The 18,744-nt window shown below is 41.2% G+C and carries 18 protein-coding genes; 1 reads left to right on the top strand and 17 read right to left on the bottom strand.

What is annotated here, in order from left to right; all coding sequences use genetic code 11:
* Window positions 1-70: 70 nt before the first annotated feature.
* The 17 genes from AE2B122_RS07810 to AE2B122_RS07730 form a co-directional block, all read right to left on the bottom strand.
* Window positions 71-2,611, bottom strand: coding sequence for a CDP-glycerol glycerophosphotransferase family protein (locus AE2B122_RS07810; protein WP_175073652.1), 2,541 nt, complete (start codon window positions 2,609-2,611; stop codon window positions 71-73).
* A 95-nt stretch (window positions 2,612-2,706) separates the two neighbouring features.
* Window positions 2,707-4,593, bottom strand: coding sequence for a glycosyltransferase (locus AE2B122_RS07805; RefSeq protein ID WP_175073650.1), 1,887 nt, complete (start codon window positions 4,591-4,593; stop codon window positions 2,707-2,709).
* A gap of 24 nt (window positions 4,594-4,617) precedes the next feature.
* Window positions 4,618-6,555 (bottom strand): glycosyltransferase, encoded by a 1,938-nt coding sequence (locus tag AE2B122_RS07800; protein ID WP_175073648.1) that lies wholly within the window; start codon window positions 6,553-6,555, stop codon window positions 4,618-4,620.
* Window positions 6,556-6,654: 99 nt separating this feature from the next.
* Window positions 6,655-7,488 carry a flagellin Hag gene (gene hag / locus AE2B122_RS07795; protein WP_175073646.1) on the bottom strand — a complete coding sequence of 278 codons (834 nt, stop codon included), beginning with the start codon at window positions 7,486-7,488 and terminating at the stop codon, window positions 6,655-6,657.
* Between the two features lie 123 nt (window positions 7,489-7,611).
* The gene (csrA, locus tag AE2B122_RS07790; RefSeq protein WP_175073645.1) at window positions 7,612-7,842 is read right to left on the bottom strand and encodes a carbon storage regulator CsrA; all 231 of its coding nucleotides are present in this window, start codon (window positions 7,840-7,842) and stop codon (window positions 7,612-7,614) included.
* Window positions 7,842-8,279, bottom strand: coding sequence for a flagellar assembly protein FliW (fliW, locus tag AE2B122_RS07785; protein ID WP_175073643.1), 438 nt, complete (start codon window positions 8,277-8,279; stop codon window positions 7,842-7,844). Before fliW ends, csrA begins: the two co-directional genes overlap by 1 nt.
* Before the next feature lie 11 nt (window positions 8,280-8,290).
* Complete coding sequence (locus AE2B122_RS07780) at window positions 8,291-8,884, bottom strand: DUF6470 family protein (RefSeq protein ID WP_175073641.1); 594 nt, start codon at window positions 8,882-8,884, stop codon at window positions 8,291-8,293.
* A gap of 57 nt (window positions 8,885-8,941) precedes the next feature.
* Complete coding sequence (gene flgL / locus AE2B122_RS07775) at window positions 8,942-9,826, bottom strand: flagellar hook-associated protein FlgL (RefSeq protein WP_175073640.1); 885 nt, start codon at window positions 9,824-9,826, stop codon at window positions 8,942-8,944.
* A 7-nt stretch (window positions 9,827-9,833) separates the two neighbouring features.
* Window positions 9,834-11,351 (bottom strand): flagellar hook-associated protein FlgK, encoded by a 1,518-nt coding sequence (flgK, locus tag AE2B122_RS07770; RefSeq protein ID WP_095268465.1) that lies wholly within the window; start codon window positions 11,349-11,351, stop codon window positions 9,834-9,836.
* A 39-nt stretch (window positions 11,352-11,390) separates the two neighbouring features.
* A complete protein-coding gene (locus AE2B122_RS07765; RefSeq protein WP_175073637.1) occupies window positions 11,391-11,882 on the bottom strand; it encodes a flagellar protein FlgN in 492 nt (163 codons plus the stop codon).
* Between the two features lie 18 nt (window positions 11,883-11,900).
* Window positions 11,901-12,158 carry a flagellar biosynthesis anti-sigma factor FlgM gene (gene flgM, locus AE2B122_RS07760; RefSeq protein WP_095268463.1) on the bottom strand — a complete coding sequence of 86 codons (258 nt, stop codon included), beginning with the start codon at window positions 12,156-12,158 and terminating at the stop codon, window positions 11,901-11,903.
* Between the two features lie 83 nt (window positions 12,159-12,241).
* Window positions 12,242-12,658, bottom strand: coding sequence for a TIGR03826 family flagellar region protein (locus AE2B122_RS07755; protein ID WP_095218531.1), 417 nt, complete (start codon window positions 12,656-12,658; stop codon window positions 12,242-12,244).
* Window positions 12,659-12,775: 117 nt separating this feature from the next.
* The gene (locus AE2B122_RS07750) at window positions 12,776-13,309 is read right to left on the bottom strand and encodes a ComF family protein (RefSeq protein WP_175073635.1); all 534 of its coding nucleotides are present in this window, start codon (window positions 13,307-13,309) and stop codon (window positions 12,776-12,778) included.
* 140 nt (window positions 13,310-13,449) lie between these two features.
* A complete protein-coding gene (locus tag AE2B122_RS07745; RefSeq protein ID WP_175073633.1) occupies window positions 13,450-14,844 on the bottom strand; it encodes a DEAD/DEAH box helicase in 1,395 nt (464 codons plus the stop codon).
* Window positions 14,845-14,890: 46 nt separating this feature from the next.
* Entirely contained in the window at window positions 14,891-15,733 is an 843-nt protein-coding gene (locus AE2B122_RS07740) for a DegV family protein (protein WP_175073631.1), read from the bottom strand.
* 232 nt (window positions 15,734-15,965) lie between these two features.
* Window positions 15,966-16,646 (bottom strand): response regulator transcription factor, encoded by a 681-nt coding sequence (locus AE2B122_RS07735; protein ID WP_095218550.1) that lies wholly within the window; start codon window positions 16,644-16,646, stop codon window positions 15,966-15,968.
* 177 nt (window positions 16,647-16,823) lie between these two features.
* On the bottom strand, window positions 16,824-17,963 hold the full coding sequence (locus AE2B122_RS07730; RefSeq protein WP_175073629.1) for a sensor histidine kinase: 1,140 nt from the start codon (window positions 17,961-17,963) through the stop codon (window positions 16,824-16,826).
* A gap of 138 nt (window positions 17,964-18,101) precedes the next feature.
* Between AE2B122_RS07730 and AE2B122_RS07725 the strand changes: the two genes are divergently transcribed.
* Window positions 18,102-18,734, top strand: coding sequence for a YigZ family protein (locus tag AE2B122_RS07725; RefSeq protein ID WP_095218552.1), 633 nt, complete (start codon window positions 18,102-18,104; stop codon window positions 18,732-18,734).
* Window positions 18,735-18,744: the final 10 nt, after the last annotated feature.

Raw genomic sequence — 18,744 nt, 5'->3', positions numbered from 1 at the left:
CTTTACCCACTTTATTTATTTTTGAAACCTCTTTTTCAAAAATAAAAAAACCGTCATTAAAATGACGGTTTTACACAGGTTGAGTATAAGCAGAAATCTTCTCTTGGATAAATTTCCAAACCCTTTCAGACGACTTGCTGTCTTGGAAGTGATGCACTTGATCTCTAACTTGCTTACGTTCAGCGCCATACCAAGAAGGATTTTCTATAAAGGATGCCAAAGCATCTTGCAGCGTATCCTGTGTCGTCACCTTAGGACCAGGCGTCCAGTTTGTGTACGAATCGAGTATAAATCCACGATTTTGTTGATACGATTGTAAATCTACTGGCGAAAAGATAATTGGCTTGTCTAACAGTAAATAATCAAAATAAATGGAGGAATAATCCGTAATTAGCATATCCGCTAGCGGCATGATCTCATATAAATCCATTCCATAACGAGTCAACATCTCATCCGTTAGCAAATGTACACGTGTCTGCATCTCGAAATGATTTAGAAACAGTTTCTCCTCAGCCGGATGCAGCTTCACAATAAGCTCAAGGTTTTCTTTCTCCAGAAAATCATAAAATTGATCATTATCGAAACTTTCCATTCCGAAAAGGTTTTCCCGATTTAAATTTGTATCCGCTCGATCATTATGAGCTAACTGCCGATACGTTGGCATAAAGAAAATCATCCGGCTTTCACTTGCGTCAATATCAAACTCTTCTTTAAGGAAGTACGTGTCAGGCCGTTTCAATAAAAGATCGTTACGTGGCGCCCCTGTCAGCAAGATACGTTCTGGATCTAACTTGAAACATCTTGTCATAAGTTTGGTGAAGTACGGTGAATATGAACAGATATAATTAATACTGCTCCAACGGTCAGCTAGTACATGTTTATTTTGCTCATTTTTATCTTCAAATCCCATCGCTTTAAGCGGAAAACCATGCCATGTATCAATAATCAGCTGGTTAGGATTATAAAGCCTTTTATTGTGCTTAATGTTTGCTTCTGTGATTATTAGAACATCTGCTGATGCAACTTTATCTAGAAAATCTTGTGTCTCCTGTTGTAGCAAAAGCTCGACATCAAACACCTTAGAAATATCCTTAGGGATATTTTTATTAAGCGCATAAGTATTCGAACCACTACTATTGCGGGCTATTAGCGCTAATCGCTTTCTCCCTTCACCTTTTGCTGGAAGCTGTGAAAGATACTCCAGAGATAAGGCCGTCTCATGATTCAGTTTATCAATCTTCCAAGATCCAGATCGATTAACTAGTTCCATACGGCAAAGTATTTTCTCCTGAGAATCAGTTCCCTCACCTTGTCTAATAAGAAGGAAACGTACAGTGGCAACTGAATATCTTACATCCAATGATTCAACTTTCGGATATGCAACCGTTTGTTCCGGCCTGTGAACCGTTTCTGTTCCATGTTCGCTTATATAACGGTGTGTATAATACATAGAAAGATAATCGTAAGTGTCCTCATTTGATTTCACTTTAAGTTCTATACCATGGATTGCAGTCTCCAAAATTTTATTCATTACTTCAAAATACATATATTGTTTATCGTGGATAGCACCTAGATAGGAATGTTCTTTGATTGGGCTTTGAATAACTCTATCAATTTTCTCAACCACTGCCTCAGCAGTAAACTGCGATATAGCTGCCAGACAATCACTTGCTGTAGGAAGGACTCTTTCTCCAGATATAATCTTTCTTATCAGCCTTTCAAGATCTTGATATCCTGTTTCTACTATTACAGCATTACCGGCTTTGAAGACTTCGTAGGGGACTATTGGGATAATGCCGCTAGCTAATAAATGGACAGCCCTATCCCGTATAATTTCATCAGTTCCACAAAGTAAAACTGCTGTTATCGGACCGATTTCGTCGGAAGGCTTCTTCCACTTAATAGCTTGGTGTATTCCAATTTCTTTTGCTATCGAACATACATATTCGATTTCCCCTTCTTCCACCACGACTGTAAGATCAATCTCTTTAGAAATCTTTCGGAAAGCGTGGCACACCTCATTAAAATGGCCGATAGTTGTTAAAAAGCTACCCATCACACAGAAATTCGGTCTATCTGTAGCTCTAGCTGCAGGAATGACTTCTGTTGAGGATAAAAACATCTCACCGACCTGAAAATTTGGTTGCTCATGCAGACTATACCTTGTAACTAAATCCTCGACTTGCCTACTTGTAACGAAGTGAGCATCTGCAAAGTGTAATGCCTCCTCATATCCATATTCATCGGGCACACCCTGAAGCCATGAATAGATATAAGGCATATGACCAGGAACCATAGAAGATGCTGTACGGCATATATAATTTATGATTGGAGAACCAGGAACCAATATAGCATCCGGCTTCCCATGGTTTTGCATGCATTTACGATAGCCCTCAATTAAGGAATTTGTATTCTCATGCTCTAATCCATTCTTTTCACCGTAATAATATACTTCTGAAAGTGCACTTTCCCAATTATTATTGACTGATTTATGAGATTTGAAGTATCTAACCTCGTTCCCTCGGCGTTTCAGATGCAAAATCACACTTGGAAGCATTTTCTCAAATTGTCCACTTCCATCTGCATATATAGATACAATATCAATAATCATGAATTTGGTTCTCCTTCCCCTAAAATAAGAAGACACACCTGTAAGATGAGATACACTCATTCTACAGGTGTGTCTAGAAAAATTCCATTGCGTTACTACATATTAGCTCGATTTATCATTTTAACAAAGAAAAGAATATCAATAATGCCCTGAGATTCTCCCCATTCTCTCATTTTTTCATCTAATATCTTCACTAGCTGAATTCCTTTGGCAGAAAGATTCAAGTATTTTTCTCCACTATCTCTTGCAATAGATTTAGCTTCAGATATATCATGCATACACTGCTTCAGCAATTGGTTTACTTCCATATGTACTGCCCTTTCCAGCAAAGATTCTACTTGAAAAGCAATACTGATTTGTTTATCTGACCGGAAGATTTCATCTATGGGCATATTATGCATTTTCTTTACGACCATTCGATGATATTTTTCTGTTGAAGATCTTAATTCTTCTGCTAGTATTGTCTCACTTTTGGTTCCACGAGTTCCTGAATGAAATCGGTAAAACAGAGTCGGCAACGGTAAATGACCTACATTGCTATGTTTACATGCCCGAGTCCACATATCATAATCTTGTGCTCTTGTCATGGAAATATCCCATTCGCCAGTACGTTCGTATACTTCTTTCTTCACTACAACACTTGGCGTGAACAAATGATTCCATTTTAACTGTTCTAACAACAATTCAGATTGAGGGATTTTTTCTGCCTGCTGCATCCCAGTATATACTTTCCTTCCTTCTTTCTCATGCATAAATATAGCCGATGTATGCACTATATCGATCGATGAATCCCTTTGGAACTCCCTAATTTGAACTTCCAATTTCTTAGGTAAAGCTATATCATCGTCATCAAAAATCCAGATATATTTACCAGTGGCATGCTTTAGTGCCATATTGATGGCTGATGATTTTCCTTCATTTTCTTTTCTGAAGTAGATTACCTGATTATAGTTTGAAAGTAATTCTTTCGTTTTATCAGTAGAACCATCATCTATTACAATGATTTCTTTATTTGGATACGACTGTTGAAGTACACTATCAAGTGATTCTTTCAAGTATTCTGCTCTGTTATAAGTAGGAATAATGATTGTAACCATTTCATCCGTATTTAAGTCTGGTAATGCATGTACAGGCAAAAAATCAGTAATGCGGACCATATTGTGACATTCGTTCTTTTTCTTCACTTCAATAGAACCGAATAACCAAGGGCCCGGCACTTCTTCTATCCAATCAATATTTTCGCCAGTCACTAATTGTACAATTTCTGTCAATATATCCTTTGTGAAGATTCGGACGTGGTCAGGATCCGGTATATTATAACCTTTTGGAACGCTTATAAGTACCTTTCCTCCTGGCCTGCAAACTCGATAAGCTTCTCGAACAAAGGGATACGGATCGGGAACATGTTCCAATACTTCTGCAAGTAAAACTGTATCAAAAGAGTTATCGTCATACGATAGATTTGCACCATCACCTAGAGAAAAATAACAATTGCTCAATTGCAGTTTATGCATATTATATCTTGCAAGTTCAATTGCGACAGGATCTATATCCAAACCGAACAACCTATCAGCATTCATACCAATAACGCCCGATAGATTCCCGTTAGCACAACCTACTTCTAAGACATCTCCCGTGCATAAAGGAGCAGTGACACCAAATCTATTAATTTCATTTTGATTTCTCGAACGACGATAATTTGCCCATTTTTTATGTTCTTTTTGATTATTGAACAGCAATTCTATTATATTGTCATCCATCTGTTCTTGAAGAAATTGACTAAATGTATCCTTACCAACTTTTCCGATATAAAAATTAGATACATCCTCGCTCCCAGTTACAATAGCGAATAAAGCAAGATGGCAAAGAGTAGATTCATTTCCCGGGTTTTCTTTCAGATGCTTAAATAGCACACTGTAGGCATTATTGTAATCTTTATTTTTTAAAAGGCCCAAAGCTGCTTCTAGTTGTTTATCTTGCATTATCACTGACTGACCCTGCCTCTCTTAAACTTCTAGATACATGTTTCTTAACCAAACACTATCTGGATATAAATCCATTCCCATTAAAACTAATTTCTCCATATCTTCATACTCACCCATAACACGAAGGATATTGATTCCAATCTTGAGTGTCTGGAAATCAAACTTATCCTGTTCAAAAGCATAGAAAACGAATAAAAGAGCATCTCCATATTTATCTTTATCGATAAAATAATCAACAATATTATTGATTGCGTTCAGCTCTAAAGAATCAGATACTTTTGCGGCTTCGTACATATCGATTGCTTCTGTGTAATATCCATTAGCGAAAAGAACGTTTCCAACCTTGCTGTTCACTTCTTTATTAGAGGTGCACTCATTATTTACTACCTCAAGTAATCGCTTTACTATACTTCTGTTTTTGTATTTCAAAGCACGATCCAGAAGGCTAAGTAAAATATTTATATCTACAGGGTTTTGGGCTTTTCCCGGTGAACCAAAGATCAAGGATTGAATTCCTACAAGATTAGAACTTTTTACAACAAGGTGCAGCTCGTGCAAAAGTGCATCTTCTTGCCCCCGATTATTCCAGAGCATGATAAGAATATCGGAGGCATCAAGAATCCGATTTCTTACACCATAAAGGATTGCTTCCATCTTAATTCTATTTCTTTCATTAAAAATACAATCCAGCTTAAAACGCAAGAGCTCCGGAAAGTAGGCTTCTTCACGCAGATTACTTTCGTATAGCTTCTCGGCAATTGGAATCTGATTATTCTCAACGAGCCTGATCACAATTTGTTGAAGAACAGTATTACTATAGCTGGACCTGAATACCTTTTCTTCTAGAAAGTTCATTATTTCCTCGTCCGAGTGCTCTTCTTTCAGTAATTTAACAACTTCTACAATCGCATCTACACTGTACTTATTATAGTTAATTGCCTTCGTATAATATTTAATTGCTTCATAAGCATTTAATTCTTGTGAAAATATATAGCCCAGTCTCATGTTCGGGTAATAGGAACGATAATCCGTGCTCTTAACCTGTGCTGTATAGAGATGTGACTTCTCTATGATAGATTGAAAAACTTCCTTCGCATCATCATATCTACCTTGTAACAAATAGATTTGACCTTTTAAATAAATAAAATCGGCGGTATTAGCATAAATTTGACTGGCGTCCCTAATAACCATCAACGCATCATCATAACGCTTTAATTCAATCAAGCATTCAGTCATATTGCAGAGACAAAAAGGAATCCAATCAAGTGCGTGATCTTCCTTTAATTTATAAGCATTGATATAAGCATCTAATGCTTTTTCTGTTTTCCTCTCAATCTTAAGCTCATTTCCAAGGTTAAAGTAATCGAATGCTTTTTTATTTATTAACTCTAGTTCAATCAATTCCTTATTACGGCTGGATTTATCCTTCTCTTTAAAAGTTTTATTTAAGTACCCAGTATGATAAAGAACTAATGGTGAAAGTCCTACCACCAATTCTTGTCCATCCATAAATTTCAACTGTTCATGGATGGTCCGATGAAATTCAATATTTCCATCGTTTTTATACACTCGGGCATGTCGATGCTGCGCAGTATCACCCCATAAATCTCCTGTAAAGTTAAGTATGTTTACAGCTAAGATACTATGCTTTGTTTGAGACAGTTCTTCTCTAGCTTCTTTTAGGTTTTCCTCACTAACGTATTCATCTGCGTCTAACACCAGAATCCATTCACCATTGGCTTTTTCTGCAGCAAAATTACGGGCCGCAGAGAAATCATTTGACCATGTATAATCGTAAATCTTGGCATTAAATTTTCCTGCAATTTCTTTTGTATTATCGGTTGAACCAGTATCAGCTATAATAATTTCATCAACGTGATCTGCAACTGATTGCAGACATCGCTCCAGCACTTTACCTTCGTTTTTTACAATCATACATAGGGATAGAAAAGGGCCCATTGTTTACACCTCGGTTTATTCTATTCAATATAAAGATACTGGCCCAAAGTGACTTTGGACCAGTATCTTTATAGGCGAGACATCTCGCCTATAATGAAATTATTGTAGCAACTGAAGAACACCTTGTGGCTGCTGGTTTGCTTGAGCAAGCATAGACTGTGCAGCTTGGGAAAGGATATTGTTCTTAGTGAAGTTCATCATTTCTTTCGCCATGTCTACGTCACGGATACGAGACTCAGCAGCAGTCAAGTTCTCGGAAGAAGCTTGTAAGTTGTTGATCGTGTGATCTAAACGGTTTTGATATGCACCAAGTTTTGCACGCTCAGAAGATACAGTTTCAATCGCTGTGTTGATTGTAGAAATCGCTGTGTTAGCAGCAGATTGAGAAGAAATATCAATACCACTACTTGTTGTACCGTTAACGCTAAGAGCAGATGCACTCATGTTAGCGATAGTAAGAGCGATGTTTTGATCTTGGTTAGCACCGATATGGAATGTCATCGCAGAAGTAGCTGCATCACCGTTAATCAATTTTTTCGTATTGAATTCTGTGTTTGCAGAGATACGAGTAATCTCTTGGGACAATTGATCTACTTCTTTTTGAAGTTCAGCGCGATCTTCATTAGTGTTTGTGTCGTTGGCAGATTGTGTAGCCAACTCACGCATACGCTGTAGGATAGAGTGAGTTTCGTTCAATGCACCCTCAGCAGTTTGGATCAAAGAGATACCATCTTGTGCATTTTTAGAAGCCATGTCTAGACCACGGATCTGACCACGCATTTTTTCGGAGATTGCAAGACCTGCTGCATCGTCTCCAGCTTTGTTGATTTTAAGACCCGAAGATAGTTTTTCCAAAGATCCCTGTGTTGCTGATTGGTTACTGCTTAGTTTGTTGAAAGTGTTAAGTGCAGCGATGTTATGATTAATTCTCATTTTAAAATTCCTCCCTGAGTGTAAGTACAGCCCACATCCTTGTGGTTTTCACTGGGTGCAGTGGTCGGCCGCCCGCTGCTTTCCTGTGCTGTACTACTTATATCGGAGAATTTCACAACATGTTTAGCTTTTTTCTTCATTATTTTTCAAGAAATTGAGTAAATCGACGGATGTTTCTGCTGCAGCGCTATTTTCTTGCTCTATTGCAAGGTAGACTTCCTTTCTATGTATTCCAATCTCCCTTGGAGCATTAATACCTAGTTTGATTTGTTCACCATCCATACTAAGTATTTTCAGTTCTATGTTATCACCTATTTTAAGAGATTCACCAACTTTTCTCGTCAATACTAGCATCAGTCCACCTTCACTTTCTCGGCTTGCATAGTCGTCCGCGAGGAATACTCATCAGCTAGAATAATTTGTTGTCCAATAAGGGAATCAATGTTAATGATAAGCGGCGCCTGTAAGTTAATCGTGCTGTCCACAAATGGATCACGTAATGTCAATATGGATAAGACTTTCACTTGTTCTGGCCTTGCAATCGATAATTCTTCTTTGACTTGTTCCTCTAGATCAAAAGAATATTCTTTATTAAAATGATAAGGGCTAGCCACTACGAATGCCACGAGCGCTGTTGTTATACTTTGTAAGATCTGAAATACAGGATTATCCGGAAAATCAATCAGTACAAAAGCTTTTTCATCTTGAAATCCCGGCAATCCCTTTTCAAAACGGATAACCTTCTCTTCATCAACTGTCATTCTGCCAAAATATTTTGTTTCAATATTCATTAGTAAACTCCTCATATATTCATATTAAATCCGTTGACTCCATAAAACTTAAGATTCTCAAAGTCTACCTTGAGTGATTGATATTGTGCTATTCCCGTATCCACCTGACCTTTTTGATATTTGATTTGTGGCTTTTGCGGTGTGTTTATTATTTCGGGATGGTTAATCTTCACATTAATGTCTAGCTTAGATGGCTGATAGTCAGTTTTGACAGCAAATTGCGACGGAATCCAACCTAACGCAAAATCTTTCAATTTCCTTTCATCTATCCGTTTCGCTTGCGCCACAATTGGATCTCCACCATTTTCAATCTCCATCATTTCTTTGCCTTCCTGAACCCGGCGCGCTATGCCTTCCAAGTTTGATTTCTTGCCGAGCTCAGCGAAATCCTCAGTCCGCTTAAATACAGATTTCAAGTCCATATCATTCCATGCTTGCGTCTGATCAATTGTCAGCTTAGATGGTGTAGTATGCATTGTGATTTCCGCTTGCGGCTGACGGATAGTTTGCTCTGCTTCTGGCTGTTGGATATTCACTTTCGCACCGGTTGTGTTAATACTGATTTGAGCTAGCTGCGATTGTAATTGTACCTGTGGCATTTGCATAATTATTACTCCTTTCTATACAAAAAGCTCCGCCAACTGGCAGAGCTTTATCTATTTTTATCGTAGGAAGTCCATCAAGGTTGGTTGGATAATACGTGCACCAGCTGACATAGCTGCTCGGTGAACAGCTTCTTGTGATGTTAGATTCATAATGACTTCTTCCATCTCAGCATCTTCATTATTGGACATCAATTCTGTAGCAGAAAGCTCCTGATCACCTAAGCGAGATTCCACAAGATCCATGCGGTTCATCCGAGCACCTATATCTGCTCGTTCATTGACAAGATTATTGATATTCTCATCAATCAGTCCAATGTATTGATCCAAGTCCTCATCAGAGCCATCCGAGCGAAGTGCAGCTGAGAAGTTATTCAAGTCATCGAATAATTTATTTCCGAATACTGCACCGCCATCGACATTGATTTTTACATCAACACCTTTAGACAAAGTCAGATTAACAGCATTAGAATTGAAATCTACAGTAGTGCTACCATCTTCATTAATCGTAACAGGAGCTGTATTAGTAGCCGAGCCATTAAAGATATACTTCTCATTTACTTGTGTATTTGCAATAGTGGCAAGTTGTTCCTTAAGCTGATCAACTTCCTCTGCAATATTTGCACGCTGTCCTTCTTCATACGTACCATTGCTTGCTTGAACAGCCAGTTCACGAATTCGCTGTAGAGCACTTGTAGCATTGCTCATAGCCGAATCGGAGTTATCAATCCAACTCTGCGCCTCAGAAAGATTTCGCTTATATTGCGCAACATCACGTACCTCTGTGCGATAGCTCATACCCTTCGTCGCAACTACCGGATCATCGGAAGGCTTTGTGATTTTCTTTCCAGAAGAAAGCTGTTCGGAATACTTATTCAAGTCACTGTAGCTGTTGCTCAGATTACGCAACATACTGTTTGACATCATACTTTGTGTTATACGCATGTTTCACTTACCTCCCTACTAATCCCATGTTGTTAATGATTGTATCAAGCATTTCGTCTGTGGCTGTCATGCTGCGGGCTGCTGCATTATAGGCGTGCTGGAACTTGATCATGTTGGTCATTTCTTCATCAAGTGAAACACTGGAGACAGATTGACGCTGCAAATCAGCTTGATCAACTAACGAAGTTGAGTTAGTCGCTTGTCTCTTGGCTTCCTGTGCATTTACACCCAATGTACCAATCATGCCTTCATAAAAGCTGCTGACAGAAGTACCGCCCAGTCCATCCAATGGGGAACGCATTGCTTCAGAAAGCTTCTTTGCGTTATCACCATTACCGGAAGTGCCGTCTGCACTTACTGCAATTAGATCAGGATTACCATCAATCTCATCAGACAAACTGATATTTGCAGCAGCACCGTACTCCGACCCACCAGCATCAAAGAAATCGATTCCTGAAACCACGCCACCTTTTGTATAACCAGTTTGCTGCACAGCATTGATGGCCTGTGCAAAGTTAAACGCCATCTTATCAAGGTTCTTCATCATTTCCGGATATGTACCTTTAACAGAACCATCTTCCAAATAACCATAAGAATCTATCAAACCTTTGAGCTCACCTTTGGATGTAAAATCTTCTACAGCAATTTCTGTATCTCCGAATGTGATACTCTCTACAGCTTCCATGCCGTTTTCATCTTGACCATACTGAATGGACAATGGCTGATATGTCTTCGAATCTGGATCAACCAGCACTGCTTGAGCTGCACCTTGATCATCAACCAATGTAATCTTCGCGATACCTTGTGCAGCAGTCGGAGCCAAACCGCCTGAGTCTTGATATTCTACTTTAATGTTGACCATTGATGATAACTCATCAATGAGTACATCTCGTTTATCATACAGATCATTCGTTACCATCCCATGTGGTTCCATCTCTGCAATCTGTTTGTTTAATTCATTGATTTGATTCAAATACGAATTGACGCTCTTTACGGATACATTATCTATCTGATCACGCAAATCGCCTCGGACGTTGGTAAGGCTGCCAGAGATATAATTGAACGTCTCTGCAACAGCCTTACCTTTCTCTAAAGCTACAGAACGGGCTCCAGATTCATCCGGTGTAGCTGAAAGATCTTGGAGAGAGCTCCAGAAATCATCCAAAACAGCAGATAAGCCTGAATCAGACGGCTCATTGATGACGCCTTCCATACGGCTCAAAGCTTCTGATTTCATACTCCAATAAGCAGCCGTTCCAGTCTGCGAGCGATATTGCGCATCCAAATAGCTGTTGCGAATTCGTTCGATCGAACCTGCTTGGACACCTGTTCCCTGCTGTCCGGCTATTTGTGGACGGTTAAGTCCTGCGGCTGGATATGGGGAGATTTGTTCGAAGTTAACACGCTGTCTTGTGTAGCCTTTTGTATTTGCATTCGCAATATTATTGCTTGTCGTATATAACGCCGTCTGCTGCGCAAAGAGCGCAGAGCGGGCGATTTCTAATCCTTGGAATGTTGATCCCATGTATATTCCCCTTTTACCGATAGCTTTTCCGTATCTGTGTTATGCTTTGGAGTCAAATAAGGCGCGATTCTGCGGTCGCTGCTGATCTTGATTAGGTGTACCGTAGTTCAAAGATTGAATGGAGGGAGCAAGCATATCCAGTGAAATCTGCAAGAATTGCATCGACTGCTCCAGCAGCTGCCGATTAAGTGCTTCCTGTTTCTTAAGCTCTGTCACTGTTTCCGTAAGACCAATGAGCTCTTGTTCAAACTGAAAAGCTAACTTCTGATCTGTGATCAGTTCCAAAAGCTCGGAAACACTAGAAGGTACTGAAAGCCCAGAAGCAACAGCATATGCTTCTGTTTGCTTGATTCGCAGTTTCTCGAGCTGTGTTACTGCTTGGACATGCTTCTTCTCGGCAAGCAGCTGCTTCTGCAGACCATCCATATCATTTGATTTTAAATGATCCGTTTTCAGCCGGCTGATTTCCAGAAGACTCCGATGCAATTTATGCAGTTTTTCAATTGTTTCTAATAAAGCTTGTAAAGCCATGGTTGCTCCTCCTTGGTCTTATGACCAAAAATCCATCATTTTCTTAGCGGTTTTCTCTGCATCGACTTTATATTCGCCATTTTGTACTGCGGCTTTTATCTGTTCCACATGGCTCTGACGGCTAGCCTGGATTTTATCGCCTTCCTGAAGGCGTTTCGCCTCCGGAGAGATCTCCAATTTATCCTGGCGCTGACTTGCTTTATGCAAATCAGCTTGCTGCTTGAGCTGTTTTGTGTACGGATTGAAACCGGATTGGTTCGGACCTTGAATTTTCAAAGATCTGCACCCCTTTCCAACTTCTTAACACTCTTACAGATAGTATCGGTCAACATCGGGGAAATGTTAAGCGATTTAACGAATTATTTCGCAGAACGGTCTGCATTGTAATAGACACGCTGCTCTTTAACACCGGCAGCTACCCGTTTATCATCCAATTCGCGGGCAATATCCAAATCTTTTCGCATTTGGTCTTTACAATCTGTGCAAATTTCACCTTCTGTAATCTGATTGGAACAGTTACGGCAGGAATAAGACAGCATCGGGAATTGACTTGGCTGCAGTCGTTTTTCGCGGACAAATTTAATGATCAATGATTCTGGTACGGTTGTTACTTCCGTAATTTGCTGGATGGTTGCTTGGCGATTTTCACGTTTGCGCAGATATTGGTGTACCATTTGATAGGAACGTTCTTCCTCTCGATGACAATTCGGACAAATATCTCGGTAATCTCGTGCGAATACGCTTCCGCAGCGGACGCAATTTGCTAGTTCTAACATAGGCTAACGCCCTCCTCCTAGTATAATAGGTACACTCTTTGGTGACCTGTTTAGTATAATTATAGCATGCTAATGTGACAATCCTGCGGTTTACGCGACATTTGGCATATGGGAAAGTTACCCCCTAATTAACGTACAGGCAGCCACAAAATCGGTACCATTTTCCTGTAAAACCTGAGCAGCATGCCTTAGCGTTGTGCCTGTTGTATAAATATCATCGATTAACACAGCGTATTTGGGCGGCTCTGATAACAAATGAAAAGGATTTTCTGCAGTCAGCCTGTGCAATCGGCTGCGCTTGGATTGCTTCTCTCCGTGCTTTCTTCCTAGTACATCTTTCTGCTTGGCTCGTGTAAAAGCAGCTAATTCTCCAGCTTGGTTGAAGCCTCTATCCGCCTTCCGCTCTGCGCTTAACGGAATAGGAACCACCTCATACTTGGAATCCTGAAAATGCTGATGATAGAGTTTGCGAAATTCTGCTTCGAACACTTTACCAAGCACATAATCGCCGCGGTATTTCCATCGTGCTATATAATCCTGCATAAATGGCTCATAGCTGTACAAAGAAATATTCTTCTCCAGAACAGCTTGGTAGCTCGTCTTCTCCCACTCCAGACAATCCGAACAAATACTAGAACCGGTCTGCTTCATGCAACTTGGGCAACCCGCCTCCTTCAGCCTGTGAAAAGATCCTTCGCAATTCCTACAAAGAAGTGATATTCGCTCCGGCCAGAAGAAAGTGGACCAGCTCGGTCGGGAAGTATACGATTCTCCGCATCCTATACAAAGGCTCATAGACGCTTTGCCCTTCGATTCATGTCTTGAATGGCCCGAACTGCTTTATCCATAGCGTCACTTCTTCCTTCATGGAAAAAGACGACCTCTCCCGTCGGATCGGCCGGACTTCTGCCGGCGCGACCAGCAATCTGCACCAACGCTGCCTCATCAAACACATCATGAGCAGCATCTAAAATAGCCACATCCACAGAAGGAAACGTCACACCCCGCTCAAGAATGGTCGTCGTCAATATAATGGCTATTTCCCGATTTCGGAACGCCTGCACTTTTGCCTCTCTGTCTTTATCGGCAGCATGGACGGTTCTGATTAGTGTTTCAGCTTCTCTTTTTGGCAAGATTTTTTGCGCTGATGGACGCAACACTTCCATCGCTTCATCTTGCAGTGTATCAGCAAGTACCACGGTTGGAAGGAAAACAAGTACCTGTCTAGTCGGATTCCTTCGATTATTAAACCAATGCAGCAGCCCTTTTGGAAAGGTTCCTTTTCGCAATTGCTTATGCATACCAAAGCAGAGCTTTGAAGCAGGTACTGGAAGCGGCTGTCCATGAAACCGTACGGGAACGAAAACATGCGGGAGGGTTTTAGCGGCTATTTGCCGCTTTTCTTTTTGACGCGGTGTGGCGGTGAGGAAGATGGAGGCACATGTCGGTTTCTTAGCTTTTTCCGAGGCGACATGGAGCATCGGGTCTGCATGAAATGGAAAAGCATCAATTTCATCAATAATGAGTACATCAAAAGCATAATAAAATCGCAGCAGCTGATGCGTGGTCGCCAGGATAAGCTGACCGTCACCGGTTTTATCCGGACTGCCGCCGTACAATGCTTGAACAGAGACAGTTGGGAAGGCATGCTGAAATCGCGGCAGCAATTCCCGGACAACATCCGCTCGCGGTGTTGCGAGACAAATTCGTTTACCCTGCTGGAGAGAGGTTGTAATACCCTTGAAGAGCATCTCAGTCTTCCCTGCGCCGCACACGGCATGCACCAGTAGCTTCCCATTCTGCTTCATCGTCTGATCGATTGCATCTGCCGCAATCTGCTGATGTCTGGTAAGTTCTCCTTCCCAGGCACAAGGATTATCATGAATGTGCCAGTCAGGCTCTGGGCCGGCCCATTCATAGAAAGTTTCACAGAAACTTACTCTTCCCATCTGAATGCAGTTTCTGCAATACAGATGCCTACTTCCACAAATCTGACAGTCAATGTTTTGCAAATGAGGCAGTGTTGCATTGCATCGATTGCAATACATGCTGCTTTTTTCTTTTCGGAGTGTTGGAATCTGTTTGAAGTGTTGGTGTTGGAGAGCTTCTCGGAGGACATTCATTGAGAGGGGTATTTCACGGCGCAATAATCGCTTGCCAGCATAGCGTTTTGGATCAAGTTCCATCTACTTGCTCCTTTCTATAAAAAAGGGGGAGAAATTTTCTCCCCTGTTACACTTTGTACCACAAAAGTCCAATTGCACCTTCCCCAAGATGGGTAGCGATAACCGGACCGAAATAAGATACTTCTACTTCTACATTCGGAAATTCAGCCGCCAATTCCCCGCTCAGTGTTTCTGCTTCTTCAGGTCGATTGCCGTGAAGTAAGCATGCTTTCATTTTCGCACCATCTGCTGCTTGTTCCGCTAACAATGCTTTGATACGGCTGATAGCTTTCTTCTTCGTACGAATCTTTTCAAACGGTACTATTCTTTTATCCTCAAAATGGAGAACCGGTTTCACCTGGAGCAAACTGCCGATAATGGCTTGTGCCCCGTTTAAGCGTCCTCCACGCTGCAGATTGGTTAAATCGTCAACGATAAAATATGCAATCATCGTTTCCTTCATTTCATCCATGCGCTTAAGAATTTCTTCCACGCTAGCGCCTTGTTTTACCATACGAGCTGCTTCCAATGCATAGTAGCCTTGAGCCATACAGCTCAGCTCGGAATCATACGCATATACATCAATTCCTTCGACCATATCGTCTGCAGCAACCATAGATTGGTACGTACCGCTGATACCGCTGGAAAGATGCACACTAATGACGGCATCGTAGGATTCACTCAGCTCCTCCAGTTTCTCTATCACTTTGCCGACGACTGGCTGCGACGTCTTAGGCAATGCCTTCTGCTGCTTGACCTTGTCATAAAATTCCGAAGCGGTAATATCCACTTCTTCTTCATAAGTTGCATCGTCGAAAACAACTTGCAACGGGATCATATGTATGTCAAACGCTTCTCGCTGTTCTGGCGTAAGATATGCTGTACTATCTGTCATCACAGCAATTTTCATGCTATCGGTCTCCCTTATGTTATTCTGCTTTCTATCTAACGTTTTCTGTTTTCCATCTAACGTTTTCTGCCTCTATCTTACCCTATGCCTGTCCTTTTTGCATCATTCAATTAGGAATTCCAACTCATGCGAGTAAGTAAAAATATATAGATTACCTGCTTAAATAGCTGATTTGCTTAATCCTTTATGAGAAAAACAAAAAAGCCCGGGCTTTATAGCCCGGACTTTCACCTTACAATACTTCTACCCAACCGTTGCGGATTGCCGTTACAACTGCCTGCGTACGGTCGTTTACATTCATCTTCTGCAAGATATTACTAACGTGGTTCTTAACTGTTTTTTCACTGATATATAATGCTTCCGCTACACCGCGGTTGCTCTTACCGTCAGCAAGCAGCTGCAGTACTTCACATTCTCTGCGTGTAAGCAAGTGCAATGGACGGCGGTGTTCGCCGATTTTGCTCGAGATGGACGAATTGCTTTCCTCTGAAAGGCGTCGATATTCCTTCACAAGATTATGAGTGACTTTCGGATGCAAATAGGATCCGCCTTCACTAACGACCTTGATGGCATCAATTAAAGAATCTGCATCCATTTCTTTCAGCAGGTAACCTTGTGCACCTGTTTTCAATGCATGTGTCACATAGTTTTCATCATCATGGATAGAAAGGATGATAACATTGATATCTGGACGGTGCTTAATCAAGTCCGCTGTTGCTTGTACACCGTTCGTAGTCGGCATATTAATATCCATCAGAACGACGTCAGGATTAAACTTTTCAACAAGATCAAGCGCTTCTGAACCGTCGTCTCCTTCTGCTACGACCTGGAAAGCCGGTTCGAATTCCAGGATACGTTTAACACCCTCTCGAAATAGCTTATGGTCATCAATCAATAATATTCCAGTACTCATGTGTTCGCTCCTCCTACAAGTTCTTGTTATTTTTCATCTTTTGCTGCATGTTTTTAGAAATTATGAGTAAATTGTCAATATGAGTGCGTTAACAAGTCCCGTCTAAGCGGTTGACATTAATGCATGCTCCTAATTATAAGCATAATTACCTGATTATCGCCACTGAAATCCTTCTTTTTATCCCTCTGTAAGCGGTACCTTGATTAGGACTCGGGTCCCTTTTCCAATCTCAGAATGGAAGGCAATGGTACCATCTAACATCTCGACACGCTCACGCATTCCGATGATTCCAAAGGAGTTTTCCTTCTTTACAGTAACATCGAATCCTTTGCCATCGTCAATGATGCTTATAACAACCAATTCCCGCATAACTTCAAGGCGGACCTTGATTGTGCTTGGCTCTGCATGCTTGACTGCATTCTGGACTGCTTCCTGGGTAAGACGGAACAATGCCACCTCATACTTCGGATCCAAACGTTTTTCTGCCTTCAATGCTGTGAAATCAATATGGATATTATTGAATTCTTCAATATTAGCCAAGTACTTCCTAATTGTAGGCAGCAAACCTAGATCATCTAGTGCCATCGGGCGAAGGTCATAGATGATGCGGCGCACTTCGTACAGCGAGCTGCGGACCATCTTGCGCATATTCTGAATTTCAAGCAGCGCTTCCTCTGTACTTCTTTCGCGGAAGGTACGATCAACAAGTTCGGATCTGAGGAGTATATTCGCCAGCATTTGAGCAGGGCCGTCATGCATTTCCCTAGAGAGCCTGCGGCGTTCTTCCTCTTGCGCTTCAATAATTTTCAATCCGAATTCCTGTTTCTCTTTCGCATCGATAATTAGCTGGGAAACTTGTTTAAAATCATCATTCAGATAATTTAGGACGACGCTAATCTTACCTACAAGACCTTCTGCGCGCTTCATTTTCAGTTCCAGCCCCTGCAATCGGCGCTGGATCTCATTACGGCGTTCCCGGAGAAGTTTTTCCTTTTCACGGGACATGCGCAACTCAATCTGAAGCTTATGGGTCTGCTCGTACACTTCCCGGATCTCTTCTTCCGAATAGCGATCAAAATCACGGCTCACATCGGACAAGCGAATCTTGGAATAGCGGACCTTTTGTTCCAGCTGATCACCTTCCTTGATCATATCAGCCACCTTTTCCTTCGTGAGCTGCAGATCAGCGAGAAGCTGCTCATATTCCATGCGTGACTCTTCCCCTATGTAAAAAATCTCATCCTTGCTGTTCTCGACAGCTTCCACCATTTCATTGATGATTCGGTCGAGCGCTTTGTCTTCGATTTTTTTACCCATTTCATTTCTCCAATCTTGTATGCTATATCATTCGAATTACCCAACTGCTTTGTGGGGTTTGCGGGATACTTTTCTATGTAATTCGTCATGTTTTCTGCTATCTTTATATAATGAGTGCTCAAGGAGGTAAAATGCAAGATGCTTACAACTTATTTTACCGTAAAAACGGAAGGTTCACACGAAATTGTCATCCAAAAATCCCGTTTTATCGGTCATGTGAAGCGTGTTGAGACAGAAGAAGAAGCGATCAATTTTGTTCAGAAAATCAAAAAAGAACATAAAGACGCCACCCATAACTGCTCAGCCTATATGATTGGCGAACACGACTTGATTCAAAAAGCCAGTGATGATGGGGAACCGAGCGGTACTGCTGGAGTGCCGATTCTGGAAGTATTGAAAAAGAAGGGCTTGAAGGATACCGCAGTGGTCGTAACAAGGTATTTTGGCGGTATAAAACTTGGAGCAGGCGGTTTGATCCGCGCTTATTCTGGTTCTGCATCGCAATCGATCGACGAAATCGGTGTTGTAAAACGGCAGCTCATGCAGCTGGCTGACATTCATATCGATTATACATTGCTCGGAAAAGTCGAAAATGAACTGCGGCAATCTGCCTATACATTGCGTAATATTGATTATGCTGATCGTGTCGTGCTTCATGCTGCATTCCAATCGGGACAGGAAGAAGAATTCCAAGCATATGTTACAGATATGACGAATGCACAGTCAGAAGTCACCTTTGGCGGCCAAGAATATATAGAAGAAGATGTGTAAAAGTCAAAAC

This window comes from Terribacillus sp. AE2B 122, assembly GCF_902497585.1.
GTDB classification, from domain to species: Bacteria; Bacillota; Bacilli; order Bacillales; family Amphibacillaceae; genus Terribacillus; species Terribacillus saccharophilus_A.
The sequence above is the reverse complement of the archived record's forward strand: the minus strand, read 5'-3'. Positions and strand labels throughout refer to the sequence as shown.

Coding starts and splice junctions, on each gene's coding strand:
- AE2B122_RS07750 (WP_175073635.1), bottom strand. CDS start 13,309: ATGAAGCAGACCGGTTCTAGTATTTGTTCGGATTGTCTGGAGTGGGAG.
- hag (WP_175073646.1), bottom strand. CDS start 7,488: ATGAGAATTAATCATAACATCGCTGCACTTAACACTTTCAACAAACTA.
- csrA (WP_175073645.1), bottom strand. CDS start 7,842: ATGCTAGTATTGACGAGAAAAGTTGGTGAATCTCTTAAAATAGGTGAT.
- fliW (WP_175073643.1), bottom strand. CDS start 8,279: ATGAATATTGAAACAAAATATTTTGGCAGAATGACAGTTGATGAAGAG.
- AE2B122_RS07730 (WP_175073629.1), bottom strand. CDS start 17,963: ATGGGTAAAAAAATCGAAGACAAAGCGCTCGACCGAATCATCAATGAA.
- AE2B122_RS07755 (WP_095218531.1), bottom strand. CDS start 12,658: ATGTTAGAACTAGCAAATTGCGTCCGCTGCGGAAGCGTATTCGCACGA.
- AE2B122_RS07765 (WP_175073637.1), bottom strand. CDS start 11,882: ATGGCTTTACAAGCTTTATTAGAAACAATTGAAAAACTGCATAAATTG.
- AE2B122_RS07745 (WP_175073633.1), bottom strand. CDS start 14,844: ATGGAACTTGATCCAAAACGCTATGCTGGCAAGCGATTATTGCGCCGT.
- AE2B122_RS07810 (WP_175073652.1), bottom strand. CDS start 2,611: ATGATTATTGATATTGTATCTATATATGCAGATGGAAGTGGACAATTT.
- flgL (WP_175073640.1), bottom strand. CDS start 9,826: ATGCGTATAACACAAAGTATGATGTCAAACAGTATGTTGCGTAATCTG.
- AE2B122_RS07740 (WP_175073631.1), bottom strand. CDS start 15,733: ATGAAAATTGCTGTGATGACAGATAGTACAGCATATCTTACGCCAGAA.
- AE2B122_RS07800 (WP_175073648.1), bottom strand. CDS start 6,555: ATGGGCCCTTTTCTATCCCTATGTATGATTGTAAAAAACGAAGGTAAA.
- AE2B122_RS07780 (WP_175073641.1), bottom strand. CDS start 8,884: ATGCAAATGCCACAGGTACAATTACAATCGCAGCTAGCTCAAATCAGT.
- flgK (WP_095268465.1), bottom strand. CDS start 11,351: ATGGGATCAACATTCCAAGGATTAGAAATCGCCCGCTCTGCGCTCTTT.
- AE2B122_RS07725 (WP_095218552.1), top strand. CDS start 18,102: ATGCTTACAACTTATTTTACCGTAAAAACGGAAGGTTCACACGAAATT.
- AE2B122_RS07805 (WP_175073650.1), bottom strand. CDS start 4,593: ATGCAAGATAAACAACTAGAAGCAGCTTTGGGCCTTTTAAAAAATAAA.
- AE2B122_RS07735 (WP_095218550.1), bottom strand. CDS start 16,646: ATGAGTACTGGAATATTATTGATTGATGACCATAAGCTATTTCGAGAG.